General features: G+C 64.8%; 12 protein-coding genes. 5 read left to right on the forward strand and 7 right to left on the reverse strand.

The annotated features are described in order from the left end of the window. Positions 1-95 precede the first annotated feature (95 nt). The 3 genes from CXY70_RS15105 to CXY70_RS15115 form a co-directional block, all read right to left on the reverse strand. Positions 96-1,172 (reverse strand): hemolysin family protein, encoded by a 1,077-nt coding sequence (locus CXY70_RS15105; RefSeq protein ID WP_104193143.1) that lies wholly within the window; start codon positions 1,170-1,172, stop codon positions 96-98. After that, on the reverse strand, positions 1,169-2,506 hold the full coding sequence (locus CXY70_RS15110; RefSeq protein ID WP_104193215.1) for a hemolysin family protein: 1,338 nt from the start codon (positions 2,504-2,506) through the stop codon (positions 1,169-1,171). Before CXY70_RS15110 ends, CXY70_RS15105 begins: the two co-directional genes overlap by 4 nt. Before the next feature lie 222 nt (positions 2,507-2,728). Beyond that, complete coding sequence (locus tag CXY70_RS15115) at positions 2,729-4,168, reverse strand: GuaB1 family IMP dehydrogenase-related protein (RefSeq protein ID WP_104193144.1); 1,440 nt, start codon at positions 4,166-4,168, stop codon at positions 2,729-2,731. A 182-nt stretch (positions 4,169-4,350) separates the two neighbouring features. Here CXY70_RS15115 and CXY70_RS15120 point away from each other — a divergent pair, with 182 nt between their 5' ends. Next, entirely contained in the window at positions 4,351-8,139 is a 3,789-nt protein-coding gene (locus CXY70_RS15120; protein WP_104193216.1) for a multifunctional oxoglutarate decarboxylase/oxoglutarate dehydrogenase thiamine pyrophosphate-binding subunit/dihydrolipoyllysine-residue succinyltransferase subunit, read from the forward strand. 203 nt (positions 8,140-8,342) lie between these two features. On the opposite strand, the gene CXY70_RS15125 is transcribed toward CXY70_RS15120, so the two are convergent. Both CXY70_RS15125 and CXY70_RS15130 read right to left on the reverse strand, forming a co-directional pair. Further along, a complete protein-coding gene (locus CXY70_RS15125; RefSeq protein ID WP_104193145.1) occupies positions 8,343-8,585 on the reverse strand; it encodes a zf-HC2 domain-containing protein in 243 nt (80 codons plus the stop codon). Continuing rightward, positions 8,582-9,262, reverse strand: coding sequence for a sigma-70 family RNA polymerase sigma factor (locus CXY70_RS15130; protein ID WP_104193146.1), 681 nt, complete (start codon positions 9,260-9,262; stop codon positions 8,582-8,584). Before CXY70_RS15130 ends, CXY70_RS15125 begins: the two co-directional genes overlap by 4 nt. A 105-nt stretch (positions 9,263-9,367) precedes the next feature. Between CXY70_RS15130 and aroA the strand changes: the two genes are divergently transcribed. The 3 genes from aroA to bcp are packed head-to-tail and all read left to right on the forward strand — an operon-like array spanning position 9,368 to position 12,417. Beyond that, on the forward strand, positions 9,368-10,729 hold the full coding sequence (gene aroA, locus CXY70_RS15135; RefSeq protein WP_104193147.1) for a 3-phosphoshikimate 1-carboxyvinyltransferase: 1,362 nt from the start codon (positions 9,368-9,370) through the stop codon (positions 10,727-10,729). Beyond that, complete coding sequence (gene rsgA / locus CXY70_RS15140; protein WP_104193148.1) at positions 10,730-11,908, forward strand: ribosome small subunit-dependent GTPase A; 1,179 nt, start codon at positions 10,730-10,732, stop codon at positions 11,906-11,908. Between the two features lie 32 nt (positions 11,909-11,940). After that, complete coding sequence (gene bcp / locus CXY70_RS15145; RefSeq protein WP_104193149.1) at positions 11,941-12,417, forward strand: thioredoxin-dependent thiol peroxidase; 477 nt, start codon at positions 11,941-11,943, stop codon at positions 12,415-12,417. A gap of 44 nt (positions 12,418-12,461) precedes the next feature. Here the strand turns inward: bcp and CXY70_RS15150 are convergent, their stop codons facing one another. Then, positions 12,462-12,911, reverse strand: coding sequence for a hypothetical protein (locus CXY70_RS15150; RefSeq protein ID WP_146066149.1), 450 nt, complete (start codon positions 12,909-12,911; stop codon positions 12,462-12,464). A 193-nt stretch (positions 12,912-13,104) separates the two neighbouring features. Between CXY70_RS15150 and CXY70_RS15155 the strand changes: the two genes are divergently transcribed. Next, entirely contained in the window at positions 13,105-13,353 is a 249-nt protein-coding gene (locus CXY70_RS15155; protein WP_035837005.1) for a WhiB family transcriptional regulator, read from the forward strand. Positions 13,354-13,570: 217 nt separating this feature from the next. Here the strand turns inward: CXY70_RS15155 and CXY70_RS15160 are convergent, their stop codons facing one another. Continuing rightward, complete coding sequence (locus CXY70_RS15160) at positions 13,571-15,064, reverse strand: sensor histidine kinase (RefSeq protein ID WP_104193151.1); 1,494 nt, start codon at positions 15,062-15,064, stop codon at positions 13,571-13,573. Positions 15,065-15,088 lie beyond the last annotated feature (24 nt).

The raw sequence follows: 15,088 nt of genomic DNA on the forward strand, positions 1-15,088 counted from the left end.
AGCTTGCTTTACGTAAAGTTAGCGATACGTACAGTGAGCTTTACAAATCGAGGGCGCGACCGGTGTCGAGCGTTGTCGGGCGTTGTCGGATACGGCTAGTCGCGACGGGTGGCGTCCTGCACTTCGCCGACGAGTTCCTCGATGATGTCCTCGAGAAAAAGCACCCCGGTGGTCTCACCCTCGGCGGTGAACGACCGCGCGAGGTGGGCGCCCGAACGACGCATGGTGGCGAGGGCGTCTTCGAGGTCGGTGTCTTCGAAGATCGAAATCAAGGCACGGATGCGCTTGGCGGGGATCCGCCCCGCGTAGCTGTCGGGCGCTGCCAACGTTGCGGCACTGGCCGAGGCCCAGGGCACATCGAGGTCGAGCACATCTTTCAGGTGCACGTAGCCGGTGAGGTAGCCGTCGGCATCGGCGAGCACGTAGCGGGAGAAGCCGTGGCGGGTCACGGCTTTCTCCACGTCGGCTGGCGTGGCCGACTCCGGCAAGCTGACCAGCTTGCCGAGGCCGACAGCCACGTCGCGCACCTTGAGGTTGGTGAACTCGAACGTCGCGCTGAGCGCACCGGTTCCGTCGCTCAACACACCCTCACGGGTGGACTGGGTGACGATCGTCGCCACTTCGTCCAGGGTGTAGGCGCTCGTCGCCTCGTTCTTTGGCTGCACTCCGAACAGGCGCAATACTCCATTGGCGCAGGCGTTGAGGCCGACGATCAGCGGCTTGAAAACGCGGGCGACGAACACCAGCGGCGGCGCGAGCAGCAGCACAGCCCGGTCTGGCACCGAAAACGACAGGTTCTTCGGAACCATCTCGCCAAACACGACGTGCAGGTACGAGACCAGCAGCAGCGCCACGATGAAGGCGATCGTGCCGATGTAGGCCTCCGGCAGTCCGGTCAGACCCAGCGGCACCTCGAGCAGATGGTGGATCGCCGGCTCCGAGACGTTCAAAATGAGCAGCGAGCACACCGTGATCCCCAGCTGGGAGGTCGCGAGCATGAGCGTCGCATGTTCCATCGCCCACAGCGCAGTTTTGGCGCTGCGTTTTCCGGCCTCGGCGAGCGGTTCGATCTGGGAGCGGCGGGCCGAGATGACGGCGAATTCCGCCCCGACGAAGAAGGCGTTGGCGGCGAGAAGCACAACCAACCAGGCAAGTCCGGCCCAGTCGCTCATTTGTCGCTCACCTTCTTTCGATCGGACTTGGTTTCAACGGCCAATACGGCTTCGGGCACGGCCTCCGGAGTGAAGCGCAGCCGGTCGATCCGGCGTCCCTCCAGCCGCTCAACGGTGAGGAAGCCGTCGCGCACCGGTACCCGATCACCGATCACCGGCAGCCGGCCCAGATCGCTCATGACAAAACCGGCCACGGTCTCGTACGGGCCCTGCTCCGGCACGACGACGCCCGTGCGCTCCAGCAGTTCATCGGGCCGCAGCATACCGGGAAAAGTCAGTGAGTTGGGCGAGCGCACGACGCCGGCGCGGGCCCGGTCGTGCTCGTCGGCCACCTCGCCGACCAATTCCTCGACCAGGTCTTCCAGGGTGACGACGCCGGCGGTTCCGCCGTACTCGTCGACGACAATGGCCATCTGGTAGCCGCGGCCGCGCAGCTCACCGAGCAGATCGTCGAGCTTCATGGTTTCGGGCACGCGCACCGGGTCGGTCTGCAGGGCCGACACCGGAACATCCGCTCGCCGCTGGCGCGGCACAGCCACCGCCTGCTTGACGTGCACGATGCCAACGACGTCGTCGACACTCTCGTCGACAACCGGAAATCGTGAATAACCGGTGGATCGTGTGAGGTCGATGACCGCCTGCGCCGAATCTGTGCGGTGGATGCTCGCCACGCGCGGACGCGGCGTCATCACGTCGGATGCCGTATGCCCGGAAAACAGCAGCGTGCGGTGCAGCAACGTGGCGGTATCTTTTTCCAGCAGTCCGGCGCTGGCCGAACGGCGCACGAGAGAGGAGAGTTCCTCGGCTGTGCGGGCGCCGGAAAGCTCTTCCTTCGGTTCGATGCCGATAAAGCGCAGCAGGCCGTTGGCGCTGTTATTGAGCACCAGCACCGCCGGTTTGAAAACGGTCGTGAACACGGTCTGGAACGGAATCACCAGCCGTGCGGTCTGAATGGGCAGGGCCAGCGCGAAGTTCTTCGGAACCAGCTCACCAATGACCATCGACACGAGGGTCGCCGTCACGATGGCGATCGTGGTGCCGAACACCGGCACGAGGTCGACGGGCAGGCCCATCGAGGTGAGCGGTCCGCGCAGCAGCGACGACAGGGCGGGTTCGATCGTGTAACCGGTGAGCAGGGTGGTCAGGGTGATACCCAGCTGTGCGCTCGACAGGTGCGTCGAGGTGATTTTCAGAGCGGAGATGGTCAGGGCGAGGCGGGTCTCCCCGCGGTCGCGGCGCGCTTCGAGGTCGGCGCGGTCGAGATTCACCAGGGCGAACTCACTGGCGACGAAAAGGCCCGTTCCGACGGTGAGGATGAGGCCGACTCCGAGCATGATCAGCTCAGACAAGGAATTCACCGACAGCGACTACGGGCGAGGGTTTGTGGGACGAGGGTTCAGCGGTGGGAGGGTCATCCATTATTCAGCCGAGTATACCGGGCGCACCTGCCCGCGCACCGGGCAGCCAAGTGGATACCGCCCCGCGAAATACCGCCAGCGCTACCAGCGCTGTACCAGCACGTCCGGCAGCGCCTGCCGACCATTGCTAGACCGGTCCTACCAGGACACCGGCAGTGCCTTACCCTCCTCATAGCCGGCGGCCGACTGAATACCCACGAGCGCTTTCTCGTGAAAGTCCGCGACGGTGGTGGCTCCGGCGTAGGTGAATGAGGAGCGCACCCCCGACGTGATCATGTCGAGCAGGTCCTCGATCGACGGTCGCAGCGGATCGAGGTAGATCTTCGAGCTCGAGATTCCCTCGGCAAACAGGGTCTTACGAGCGAGGTCGTAGGCGTCGAGGCGCTCGAACCGCGCCTGAACGGCCTTGGTCGACGCCATTCCCCAGCTTTCCTTGTAGACCGCGCCGCGGGCATCCACATTTAGCGTGCCTGGCGCTTCGGTGGTCCCCGCGAACCAAGAGCCGATCATGACGGATGCTGCGCCAGCGGCCAGCGCCAGCGCTACGTCGCGCGGGTAGCGCACCCCACCATCTGCCCAGACGTGAGCGCCGAGCTCGCGGGCGGCGGCGGCGGTTTCGAGCACGGCCGAGAACTGGGGCCGGCCGACGGCGGTCATCATGCGGGTGGTACACATTGCCCCGGGACCGACTCCGACCTTGACGATGGTCGCGCCCGCACCGACCAGATCACGCACGGCGTCCTTGGTCACGACGTTGCCGGCCACGATCGGCAGCCCGAGGTTCAGGTCGGCGACGATGCCGAGCGCGCGCAGCATGCCATCCTGATGCCCGTGCGCGGTGTCGATCACCAGAATATCGACGCCAGCGTCGGCGAGCGCGCGGGCCTTGGCCGCGACGTCACCGTTGATGCCGATCGCCGCAGCAACCTTGAGCCGTCCGTGGGCGTCGAGCGTGGGCTGGTACAGCGTGGAGCGCAGGGCGCTCTTGCGACTGAGGGTGCCAACCACGACGCCGTGGTGCAGTACCGGAGCGAAGTCGATGTCGGCCGCGGTCATCAGGTCGAAAGCCCGGCGCGGCCCGTCCACATCATCGGCGTCGAGCGCGGTCAGGTCACCGTGCAGCAGATCACCCAGGCGAGCGTCGGGCAGAGCTGTCGCCAGCCGGCTGGCGACGATGCAGCCGAGGTAGTCACCGGCACCGGAGTGGATCACTATTCCCTGCCCGGGAACGGCCGGAACCTGCTGACGTGCGAGCTCGACGGTGTCGTCGGGGCCGAACACGAAGGGCGTGTCGAAACGAACCGACTGGTCCTTTACCCAGCGGATGGCTGCGTCCAGGTCTTGCAGGTGCATGTCCTGCGGCAGCACCCCCAGCCCGCCACGTCGGGCGAGCGAGGCCGCCAGACGAGGCCCGGTGACCGAGTTCATATTCGCCGACACGATGGGTATCGTGGCGCCGGTGCCGTCACCGGGGGCCAGCGAGACATCTAAACGGCTGGTGACGGCCGATTGGCCGGGCACCAAAAATACGTCGGAGAAGGTCAGATCGTGGCTGGGTGTCGTTCCATAGAACTGCATACCAAGAACGCTAGCCGTTCGGTGGGGTGTTTATGGCGGCGCGGGATGGGATTAGGCTAGACGGGCAGACTGACCTGGCGGTCGACATCGTCAGCGGCAGGCTCAATGAAAGCGCAGATTGACCCGGCGATTGACCCCGCCGAGGGCATCCAAATTCAAAGCAGAGAGTGGGCGATCCCACGGTGTCAAGCCAGGTAACCGGTGGAGCTTCTGACGAGACAACGTCAGGCGAATTCGGAGCAAACGAGTGGCTCGTTGACGAATTGTACGAACGATACTTGATCGACAAGCAGTCGGTGGATGAATCGTGGTGGCCGGTGCTCGAGAGCTACCACCAGACCGCGAACACCCCGGCAGATACCGCTGTGGCACCAGAGGCCGCCGCGCAGACCGCTCCCGCCGCCGCAGCGCCAGCCGCCCCGACCGCTCCCGCAGCACCGGTCGCGCAGACCGCTCCCGGGGCCGCAGCGCCGGCTCCGGTGACCGAGAACCAGCCGACGGCCCGCACCACCTCGAGTGCACCCAAGCCGGCCCCGGTTCCCGCCGACGCCCCCGTGACAAGCCCGCAGGCCATCGTCGTCAATGCTTCCGAGCCGGTCAAACAAGATCAGGTCTCGCCGCTGCGCGGCATGGCGAAGTCTCTTGCGACCAACATGGTCACCAGCCTGACCGTGCCGACGGCCACCAGCGTGCGCACCATTCCGGCCAAGCTCCTCATCGACAACCGCATCGTCATGAACAACCACATGAAGCGGGCTCGTGGTGGCAAGGTCTCCTTTACCCACCTGATCGGTTGGGCGCTCATTCGCGCCCTCAAGATGTTCCCGAGCCAGAACGTCTACTACGACGAGGTCGACGGCAAGCCGTCAGTCGTTGCCCCTGCCCACGTCGGCATGGGACTGGCCATCGATATGCCCAAGCCCGACGGCACCCGCGCCCTGCTCGTTCCGGCGATCAAGCGCGCCGACACAATGACCTTCGGTGAGTACCTCGCCGCCTACGAAGACCTTGTCACCCGCGCACGCAAGAACAAGCTCACCGCCGATGATTTCGCCGGAGCGACCCTCTCGCTGACCAACCCAGGTGGCATCGGCACCGTGCACTCGGTACCCCGCCTCATGAAGGGCCAGGGCTGCATCATTGGCGCGGGCGCCCTCGACTACCCGGCCGAATTTCAGGGTTCGAGCGTCAAGACCCTCACCGGCCTGGCCATTTCCAAGACCATCACCCTCACCAGCACCTACGACCACCGGGTTATCCAGGGCGCCGGTTCGGGCGAATTCCTCAAGATCGTGCACGAGCTTCTGATCGGCCAGCACAACTTCTACGAGGAGATCTTCTCGGCCCTGCGCATTCCATACGATCCCATCCACTGGGCACCGGACATCAGCGTCGATCTCACGACCGCCGTCGACAAGACCGCACGTGTGCAGGAACTCATCAACTCGTTCCGCGTGCGGGGCCACCTGATGGCCGATATCGACCCGCTCGAGTACTCGCAGCGCAGTCACCCCGACCTCGACATCGCAACCCACGGGCTCACCTTCTGGGACCTCGACCGGTCGTTCGTGACCGGCGGTTTCGGAGCTAAGCGCCAGATGCTGCTGCGCGACATTCTCGGTGTGCTGCGCGACTCGTACTGCCGCACCACGGGCATCGAGTATATGCACATTCAAGACCCGGCCCAACGCAAGTGGGTGCAGGAAAAAATCGAGAAGTCCTACGTCAAGCCCACCCACCACGAGCAGATGCGTATCCTGGGCAAGCTCAACGAGGCCGAGGCTTTCGAAACGTTCCTGCAGACCAAGTACGTCGGCCAGAAACGTTTCAGCCTCGAGGGCGGCGAGTGCACCATTCCGCTGCTAGACACCATCCTGCAGGGCGCTGCGGAGCAGGGCCTCGACGAGGTCGCGATCGGCATGGCCCACCGTGGGCGCCTGAACGTGCTCACTAACATCGCCGGCAAGACCTACGGCGAGATCTTCCGCGAGTTCGAGGGAACGCAAGACCCCCGCACCGTGCATGGTTCCGGTGACGTGAAGTACCACCTCGGTACCACGGGCCTGTACCGCGGTGAAGACGGCGCCGAGATTCCGGTCTCACTGGCCGCAAACCCGTCACACCTCGAAGCCGGCGACGGCGTGCTCGAGGGCATCGTGCGCGCCAAGCAGGACCGCAAGCCGATCGGCACCTTCTCCACCCTGCCCATCCTCATCCACGGCGACGCCGCAATGGCCGGCCAGGGCGTCGTTTTCGAAACCCTGCAGATGTCCCAGCTGCGCGGCTACCGTACCGGCGGAACCGTGCACATCGTGGTCAACAACCAGCTCGGTTTCACGACCCTGCCGCAAGATGCCCGCACCAGCGTCTACGCCACCGACGTCGCCAAGACCATCCAGGCGCCAATCTTCCACGTCAACGGGGACGACCCCGAGGCAGTGGTGCGTGCCGGCGAGCTCGCCTTCGCCTACCGCCAGGAGTTCAAGAAGGATGTCGTCGTCGACCTCATCTGCTACCGCCGTCGTGGACACAACGAGGGCGACGACCCCTCGATGACCCAGCCGCTGATGTACAACCTGGTCGAAGCCAAGCGCAGCGTGCGCAAGCTCTACACCGAGGCGCTCGTCGGCCGTGGCGATATCACCGTCGACGAATACGAAGCCGCCCACCGCGACTTCCAGGACCGCCTCGAACGCGCCTTCCTCGAAACGCACGCGGCACAGACCGCGTCGATTCCGATCATCACCGCGGAGATGGCGGCCACGGCGAAGGCTGAAGCTGAGGCACAGGACCGCGAAGACGCCGCTGGCGAGCCAGAGACGACCGGTGTTCCAGAGAGCGTCATTCACCTGATCGGTGACGCGTTCAACAACAAGCCGGTCGGTTTCACGGTGCACAACAAGCTGCAGCAGTTGTTGCAGAAGCGTCTCGACATGAGCCGCAACGGCAACATCGACTGGAGCTTCGGCGAGCTGCTCGCGCTTGGCTCGCTGCTGGTGGAGGGCACCCCGGTGCGTTTCGCCGGGCAGGATGCCCGCCGCGGCACGTTCGTGCAGCGTCACGCCGTTCTGCACGACCGGGTGAACGGCCAGGAATGGCTGCCACTGGCCAACCTCAAGGACAACCAGGCCCGATTCTGGATCTACGACTCCCTGCTGAGCGAATACGCTGCCATGGGCTTCGAGTACGGCTACTCGGTGGAACGCGCTGACGCCCTCGTGCTCTGGGAAGCCCAGTTCGGTGACTTCGCCAATGGGGCGCAAACCATCATCGACCAGTTCGTCTCGTCCGCCGAGCAGAAGTGGGGGCAGCGGTCATCCGTTGTGCTGCTGCTGCCGCACGGCTACGAGGGCCAGGGCCCCGACCACTCGTCGGCTCGCATCGAACGGTTCCTGCAGCTGTGTGCCGAAGGAAACATGACCGTGGCGCGCCCGTCGACGCCCGCATCGTACTTCCACCTGCTGCGCCGCCAGGCGTACATGCGTCCACGCCGTCCATTGATCGTGTTCACGCCCAAGTCGATGCTGCGCCTGCGCGGCGCGACGAGCGCCGTGGCCGAGCTGACCAGCGGTAAGTTCGAGACGGTCATCGATGATGCCCGTCTCGCCGACAAGAACGCCGTCAAGCGCGTTTTGTTCATGGCCGGCAAGATCTACTACGACCTGCTGAACGAGCTCGAGAAGAACCCCAACCCCCAGATCGCCCTCGTGCGCGTTGAGCAGTACTACCCACTGCCCGCCGTGGAACTCAAGGACGTAGCCGCCCAGTACCCGAACGCCGAACTGGCCTGGGTGCAGGACGAACCAGAGAACCAGGGAGCCTGGCCGTTCTTCTACCTGGAGACCAGCAAACTCGGCCCGCGCGCCATGCGCTTGTTCTCCCGTCCAGCATCGGCGTCACCGGCCGCTGGATCGGCTAAGCGCCACGCAATCGAGCAGGCCAAGCTGCAGCGCGACGCTCTGACTCTCTAACGATCACAGCAACGCTGTAGCAATGGAGGGTGACGAGAGTCACCCTCCATTGCTGTCTGCGGGGCGATTGGATTTGCGGGCCCGCGCGGTCGCGACAACTGCGAGAACCGTGGGATTCCAACTTTGGAACCTTCGCTTGGGTATCGGATGCGACGGGTGCCGCGTTCCTGCTCGGACAGGTCGAACCGTCGCCGGAATCTTGTCTAGTGCGACGCTTGCAGGGAGCGCAGTTTTAACAAAACCTGATCGCGCAGGTCTTCGGGGGCGGTTTCCTTGCAGGCACGCTGCATGACCTCGGTCATGGTGCGTCCAACCAGGTGTTCGCTGCTGCAGTCAGGGCAACTAGCGAGATGCTCCCGAATATCGGCCGCATCATTCTTGCGGAGTTCGTTGTGCAGGTATTCTTCGAGTTCGGCCTTGGCCTTCTCGCAACCACAATCGGTCATTTTTCTGTGCTCCTGGATGTTTTCTGGTTCTGGCCCATGCCTAGCCCGCGTTCGGCCGCGTAGCCAGCCAACAGCTCGCGCAGGAGTCGCCGGCCACGGTGCAGGCGACTCATTACGGTACCGATGGGGGTTTTCATGATTTCGGCGATCTCCTGGTAAGAGAACCCTTCGACGTCGGCGAAGTACACGGCGAGTCTGAAGTCTTCGGGAATGGATTGCAGGGCGTCTTTGACGGCGCTGTCTGGCAGATGGTCGATAGCCTCGGCCTCGGCCGAACGCCCCGACATAGCGGTGGTCGATTCCGCGCCGCCGAGCTGCCAGTCTTCCAACTCATCAATCGTGCCCTGGTAGGGCTCACGCTGCTTCTTGCGGTACGCATTGATGAAGGTGTTGGTGAGTATGCGGTATAGCCACGCCTTGAGGTTGGTTCCCTGCTCGTACTGCGCGAAGGCGGCGAAGGCCTTCACAAAGGTTTCCTGCACGAGGTCCTGCGCATCCGACGGGTTGCGCGTCATGCGCATGGCCGCCGCATACAGCTGATCGAGAAAAGGCAACGCCTGCTCCTCGAACAGTCCGCGGTTCTGCTCGCGCAGTTCGGCCTTGGTCGGGTGCAGTGTCGTGAGTTCTGGGTCGCTACTCGAAAGGTCTTCCGAGTTCGCGGGCGTGTCTGAAGTCATCACGAATGATTCTAAGCCGTTACCTACGGCCAGGGGTCGCTCCAGAAGCACTGACACCGTTACGGATCTCCCTCATATTGTTATCACCGACTATTCTGATAACCGATGCTGATCTCGAGATATTCCAAGCCGGAGTTCGATCCGTACGGCGACAATTCACCGACCGAGGAAGAGGTCTGGTGGCCGGCGCCGAGCACGGACGCGCCATTGCAGGCTGTGCTGGCCTTGCCGGGCTCGAAATCGTTGACCAACCGGGAGCTCGTCGCATCCGCTTTGGCCAGCGAACCATCCCTGTTGCGGTCGCCGCTGCACTCCCGCGACAGCGACCTCATGGTCGATGCGCTCCGCCAGCTCGGCGCCACGATCGAGGCGGTGGCCGGCGCCGGCGCGTTCGGCTCCGACCTGTTGGTGACCCCGCCCGAGGAACTGCTTGGTTCCACCACGATCGACTGCGGCCTGGCCGGCACCGTCATGCGTTTTCTGCCGCCGCTGGCCGCCCTCGCCCTCGGCCCGACCACGTTCGACGGCGATGTCGGTGCCCGCCGTCGCCCCATGGGTCCCATCATTGGCGCGCTGCGCGACCTCGGCGGTGACATCAACGACGATGGCAAACGCACTTTGCCCTTCACCGTTCACGGCCGCGGAGCGGTGACTGGAGGCGCAACCACCATCGACGCGGGCACGTCCAGCCAGTTCGTCTCCGGCCTGCTGCTGGCCGGGGCACGGTTCGACCAGGGGCTGCACCTCACCCACTCCGGTGAACGGCTGCCCAGCCTGCCGCACATCGAGATGACCATCGAGGTACTGCGCGCTCGCGGGGTCATCGTGGCCACGCCGAACGTCGGCGAATGGATCATCGAACCCGGTCTTCTCGCGGGTCGTACGGTCGACATCGAGCCCGATCTTTCCAACGCCGCACCGTTCCTCTGCGCCGCGCTCGTAGCCGGCGGCAGCGTCAGCATCACCGGCTGGCCGCAGACGACCACTCAGGTAGGCGCCGACCTCGAGCAGTTGTTGCCACTATTCGGCGCGACGGTCACCCGCGTTGGCGATCGCCTCACCGCCACCGGCGGCCAGCGCATTCTCGGCGTCAACCTGGACCTTTCGAGCGGCGGCGAGCTCGCCTGCACCCTCGTCGCCCTCGCTGCCCTGGCCGAGACGCCGAGCACGATCACCGGAATCGGGCACATTCGCAACCACGAGACCGACCGCCTCGCCGCGCTGGCTACCGAGATCAATCGGCTCGGCGGAAAAGTCACCGAGCTGCCCGATGGCCTGCAGATCGAGCCGGCTCCCCTGCACGGCGGCCAGTGGCTGAGTTATGACGACCACCGCATGGCGACAGCCGGCGCGTTGATCGGTCTCGCGGTACCCGGCGTCGACGTGGAGAATATCGGCACCACCGCAAAAACCCTCCCCCAGTTTCCCGAGCTGTGGCATGCGATGATCACCGTAGCGGCGCTGTAGATGCCCGTGACGGGTAACCAGAGTTCCCTGGGCGAGGGCGACGATCTGGATCGGATCAGCGAGCATGTGGTCACCGACGCAGCGTCCACGGATAACGCCGACACGGATTACGCCGACCTCGCCGGAGATCCCGGCGACACCTGGTGGGCCTCCGCCGACGACGACGAACCCGAGTTCGACGAGTCCAGCGTCCACGTGCGTCCCGGCCGCAAGGGCAGTAAACCCCGCTCCAAGACCCGTCCAAGCCATGAGGACGCCCTGACCGGGCGCATTCTCTCGGTCGACCGCGGCCGTTACACGGTCATGCTCGATGAAAACCTGCCCACCGAGCGGCGCATTACGACCGCCAGGGCCAGCGAACTGCGCAAGCAGGCCGTCGTCAACGGCGACCGGGTCGACATCGTCGGCGACACAACCGGGGCCGAAGGCAGCCTGGCGCGCATCGTACGAATCGTGCCGCGGGGCACCCTGCTGCGGCGCAGCGCCGACGACACCGACGCCGTCGAGCGCGTGATCGTGGCCAATGCCGATCAAATGCTGATCGTGGTCGCTGCAGCCAACCCCCAACCGCGCATCCGCTTGGTGGATCGGTATCTGGTCGCGGCCTTTGACGCCGGCGTGAAGCCCATCCTGTGCGTCACCAAGACCGACCTGGCCGACCCCTCAGTATTCCTGGCCAATTTCGCCGGCCTCGACTTGCCCGTGTTTCAAAGCGGCGAGGGCGGCATGCCGATCGAAGCGATCTCGGCGGCGCTGGTCGGCCACGACACCGTCTTCGTCGGGCACTCCGGAGTCGGCAAGTCCACTCTCGTAAACGCGCTGGTACCGGGCACCAACCGGGCTATCGGCGTCGTCAACACCGTCACCGGGCGTGGCCGCCATACCTCGTCGTCGACCGTGTCGCTGCGCCTTCAAACGGATGCCGGCCGCGGCTGGGTCATTGACACTCCCGGTGTGCGGTCCTTCGGCCTTGGGCACATCAACACCGACAACATCCTCAAGGCCTTCACAGATCTCGCAACGATCGCCGAGCGCTGCCCGCGCGGCTGCACGCACCTGCCGAACTCGCCGGACTGCGCCATCATCGAGGCTGTCGAGGCTCATGAACTCGGCGAGACCGGCCGGGTGCGTCTGGACTCCCTGCAGCGCCTTCTCGCCACCTTCGCGCCCGCTCGCTGAGCTCGTATCGCCGGCGCAGTTACGATGGAAGGATGACGAATTCAGCACGCCTTGCAGTCGGCGACACGGCCCCCCAGTTCACCCTGACCGACCAGGACGGGGCATCCGTTTCGTTGGCCGACTTCGCGGGCAGCAAGGTCGTAGTCTATTTTTACCCGGCCGCGATGACCCCCGGGTGCACGACCCAGGCCTGCGATTTTCGCGACAACCTCGGATCGCTCAAATCGGCTGGCTACCAGGTACTCGGACTCTCGAAAGACGCTCCGGCCAAGCTTAAGAAGTTTCAGGAGCACGACGCGGTGAACTTTCCACTGCTCAGCGACACCGACCTCGCCGTGCACCGCGCCTATGGGGCCTATGGGGAGAAAAACCTGTACGGCAAGATCGTGACCGGCGTGCTGCGGTCGACGCTCGTGCTTGATGAGGCCGGAATCATCACCCACGCCCTGTACAACGTCAAGGCCACGGGCCACGTAGCGAGCCTACGCAAGAAGCTCGGCATCGACTAGTCGGGTGCGGCCTGATCGGGTCTTCACGGCCCGCACAGCGCCGCTCAGTCGGCTTCGGGCTTGGGTTCGTGGCTCGTCGCGGCGACGACACGCGGGTTGAACACCAGTATGAGCACGATGATGGACGGCAACAGGAGTGCCCAGCCGACGTCAGGCCGAGCGTAGATCCCTTGAAAACAACCGATCGCGATCATGACCAGTACGAGCTGCCACGTAACTGCAGCGCCGCGAATCCACGGACGCCGACGGAGAGCGCCGACCGTGATCGCACTGACCCACAGGGCAGCGACAACGATGAGGGCCAACAGGGCGAGCGAGGCTCCCACCGAGTTCGGCGTGGCGATGAGCAGTTCGAGCACCCACCAGGCGCTTAATGCCCACACGGCGAGGGCTTCCAGGGCGAGGAGTGCGATCAGTACCCCCAATAAGGGGGTACGCCGAATAGCCCGGAGGTCGATCCGGGCTGGGCGCCGCGCACCAGAGTCGCTGTTCACAGCGAAAAACCATACAGAACTATTGATTTGATACCTCTATTATGGGACGATATTTGAGGCCCGGTTGACGCTCACAGGGACGTGAGCTGTTTCGACGCGGTTATCGCGCAGATTCCACTTTCCTGCAACCGGCCATCACCCCTGCAACTCTGGCCACTCGGCCGTGCACCCATGTAATAAAAGGAGCATCCCTATGGACTGGCGCGATAAAGCTGCCTGCCTCACCGCTGACCCGGAACTTTTCTTTCCGGTCGGCAACACTGGACCCGCAGTGGACCAGATCGAGAAGGCAAAATCAGTGTGTGCTCGATGCAACGTCACCGAGGTGTGCCTCCAGTACGCACTCGAAACCGGCCAGGACTCGGGAGTCTGGGGCGGTCTGAGCGAAGACGAGCGCCGCGCACTCAAACGTCGCGCTGCACGCGCCCGCCGCGCTTCCTAGTAGCCAGCGCAACCCAGAACGCGAGCCTACGGCCGTCCGGTACTCCCGGCGGCCGCTGGCTCGTTTTTTTGTGCCCGCCAGCAGGCCATGCGACCGCGCGCATCCGCACCCGCACCCGGGCCCGGGCCCGGGCCCGGGCCCAACTTATGGCCGCGGGCCCAGTCTATAAACTGGTCTCGCGGTTCGGGCCCGGGCCCCATCCCAAAAGAGGCGGGGACTAGCCTTCCTGCATGAACCGCAGGGGGATCTCGATCGTCACCTCGGTACCGCTACCCATCATGGTGTGCCAGTCGATGGTGCCACCAAGTTCGCCCTGAATGAGTGTGCGCACAATCTGCGTGCCGAGGCCGGAGCCCACCTTGCCCTCCGGTAGGCCAGCACCGGTATCGCGCACCATGACGGTGAGGGTCTCGTCGCTGCGCTGCGCCTCGATCGACACTTCGCCCTCACGTCCGGCGAGTCCGTGCTCGACCGCGTTGGTGACAAGCTCCGTCAACACGAGCGCGAGCGGCGTCGCATAGGCGCTTGGCAGGGTGCCAAAGCTGCCGAAGGACTTCGGGTGCACGGTCGTATTGTGAGCGGATGCCACCTCCACCGTCAACAGCAATACCCGTTCAAAGACGGCGTCGAAGTCGACGATCTGGCTGAGCCCCTCCGACAGGGTGTCGTGCACAACGGCGATGGCGGCAACCCTCCGCATCGCTTGGGTCAGTGCCTCGCGCGCCCGGTCGGACTGGGTGCGCCTCGCCTGGATGCGCAGCAGGGAGGCCACGGTCTGCAGGTTGTTCTTAACCCGGTGGTGGATCTCCCGGATGGTCGCATCCTTGGTGATGAGCTCACGTTCCTGGTGGCGCAGCTCGCTGACGTCGCGGGACAAGATGATTGCACCAACGCGTTCTCCGCGATTGCGAATGGGAATCGCGCGGAGCGACACCGTCACCCCGCGCGCCTCGATATCGGTGCGCCACGGCGCCCGCCCGGTGACGACCAGGGGCAGCGACTCATCGACGACGGCGGTGCCGGTGAGCAGGCTCGTGGTGACCTCGGCGAGCGACTCCCCCTCGAGCTCTTCGGCGAAACCCATGCGGTTGAACGCGGAAAGCGCATTTGGGCTGGCAAAGGTGGTCAGGCCGTCGACGTCAAGACGCAGCAGGCCGTCGGACGCGCGCGGCGCGCCGCGGCGCGGACCGGTCGGCGCCCCGAGATCGGGAAAGTCGCCGGAGGCGATCATAGCGAAAAGGTCGTTCGCGCAGTCATTGAAGGTCAATTCCTGACGGCTCGGCGTGCGCGCCTCACTCAGGTTGGTGTGGCGGGTGAGCACCGCCACCGGGGCAGCCGTCACTTCGGACCCGCTCGTGCTCAGCCGGCGCAGCACCGGAATGGCCCGCACGCGGGTGGGAGTCTCCTCGAACCAGGCCGGCGCATTGCGGTCGACGATCTTCGCGGTCTCGAAGGCTTCAGTGACCTGGTTGCGCCACTCCGCCTTGATGTGCTGGCCTACGAAGTCCCGATAAAACAGGGTGGCCGCGCTCGATGGACGCGCGTGCGCTACCGCGACGAAACTGTCGGAGGTCGTCGGAACCCACACGACGATATCCGCGAACGCGAGGTCGGCCAGCAGCTGGCCGTCCGCGACCAGCATATGCAGCCAGTCCACGTCTTCCGCGCTGCTGCGGCCCTGGGCAAGTACGAGATCACTGAGCGTCGACACTCTCCATAGCCTAGGTGTAACCGT

Source organism: Cryobacterium sp. Y82 (genome assembly GCF_002929495.1).
Classification (GTDB): domain Bacteria; phylum Actinomycetota; class Actinomycetes; order Actinomycetales; family Microbacteriaceae; genus Cryobacterium; species Cryobacterium serini.

What these genes read in the sequence shown, in the direction of transcription:
- CXY70_RS15125 (WP_104193145.1), bottom strand. Translation starts at nt 8,585, where the DNA reads ATGACCGATTGTGGTTGCGAGAAGGCCAAGGCCGAACTCGAAGAATAC.
- rsgA (WP_104193148.1), top strand. Translation starts at nt 10,730, where the DNA reads ATGCCCGTGACGGGTAACCAGAGTTCCCTGGGCGAGGGCGACGATCTG.
- CXY70_RS15110 (WP_104193215.1), bottom strand. Translation starts at nt 2,506, where the DNA reads ATGCTCGGAGTCGGCCTCATCCTCACCGTCGGAACGGGCCTTTTCGTC.
- aroA (WP_104193147.1), top strand. Translation starts at nt 9,368, where the DNA reads ATGCTGATCTCGAGATATTCCAAGCCGGAGTTCGATCCGTACGGCGAC.
- CXY70_RS15155 (WP_035837005.1), top strand. Translation starts at nt 13,105, where the DNA reads ATGGACTGGCGCGATAAAGCTGCCTGCCTCACCGCTGACCCGGAACTT.
- CXY70_RS15130 (WP_104193146.1), bottom strand. Translation starts at nt 9,262, where the DNA reads ATGACTTCAGACACGCCCGCGAACTCGGAAGACCTTTCGAGTAGCGAC.
- CXY70_RS15115 (WP_104193144.1), bottom strand. Translation starts at nt 4,168, where the DNA reads ATGCAGTTCTATGGAACGACACCCAGCCACGATCTGACCTTCTCCGAC.
- bcp (WP_104193149.1), top strand. Translation starts at nt 11,941, where the DNA reads ATGACGAATTCAGCACGCCTTGCAGTCGGCGACACGGCCCCCCAGTTC.
- CXY70_RS15105 (WP_104193143.1), bottom strand. Translation starts at nt 1,172, where the DNA reads ATGAGCGACTGGGCCGGACTTGCCTGGTTGGTTGTGCTTCTCGCCGCC.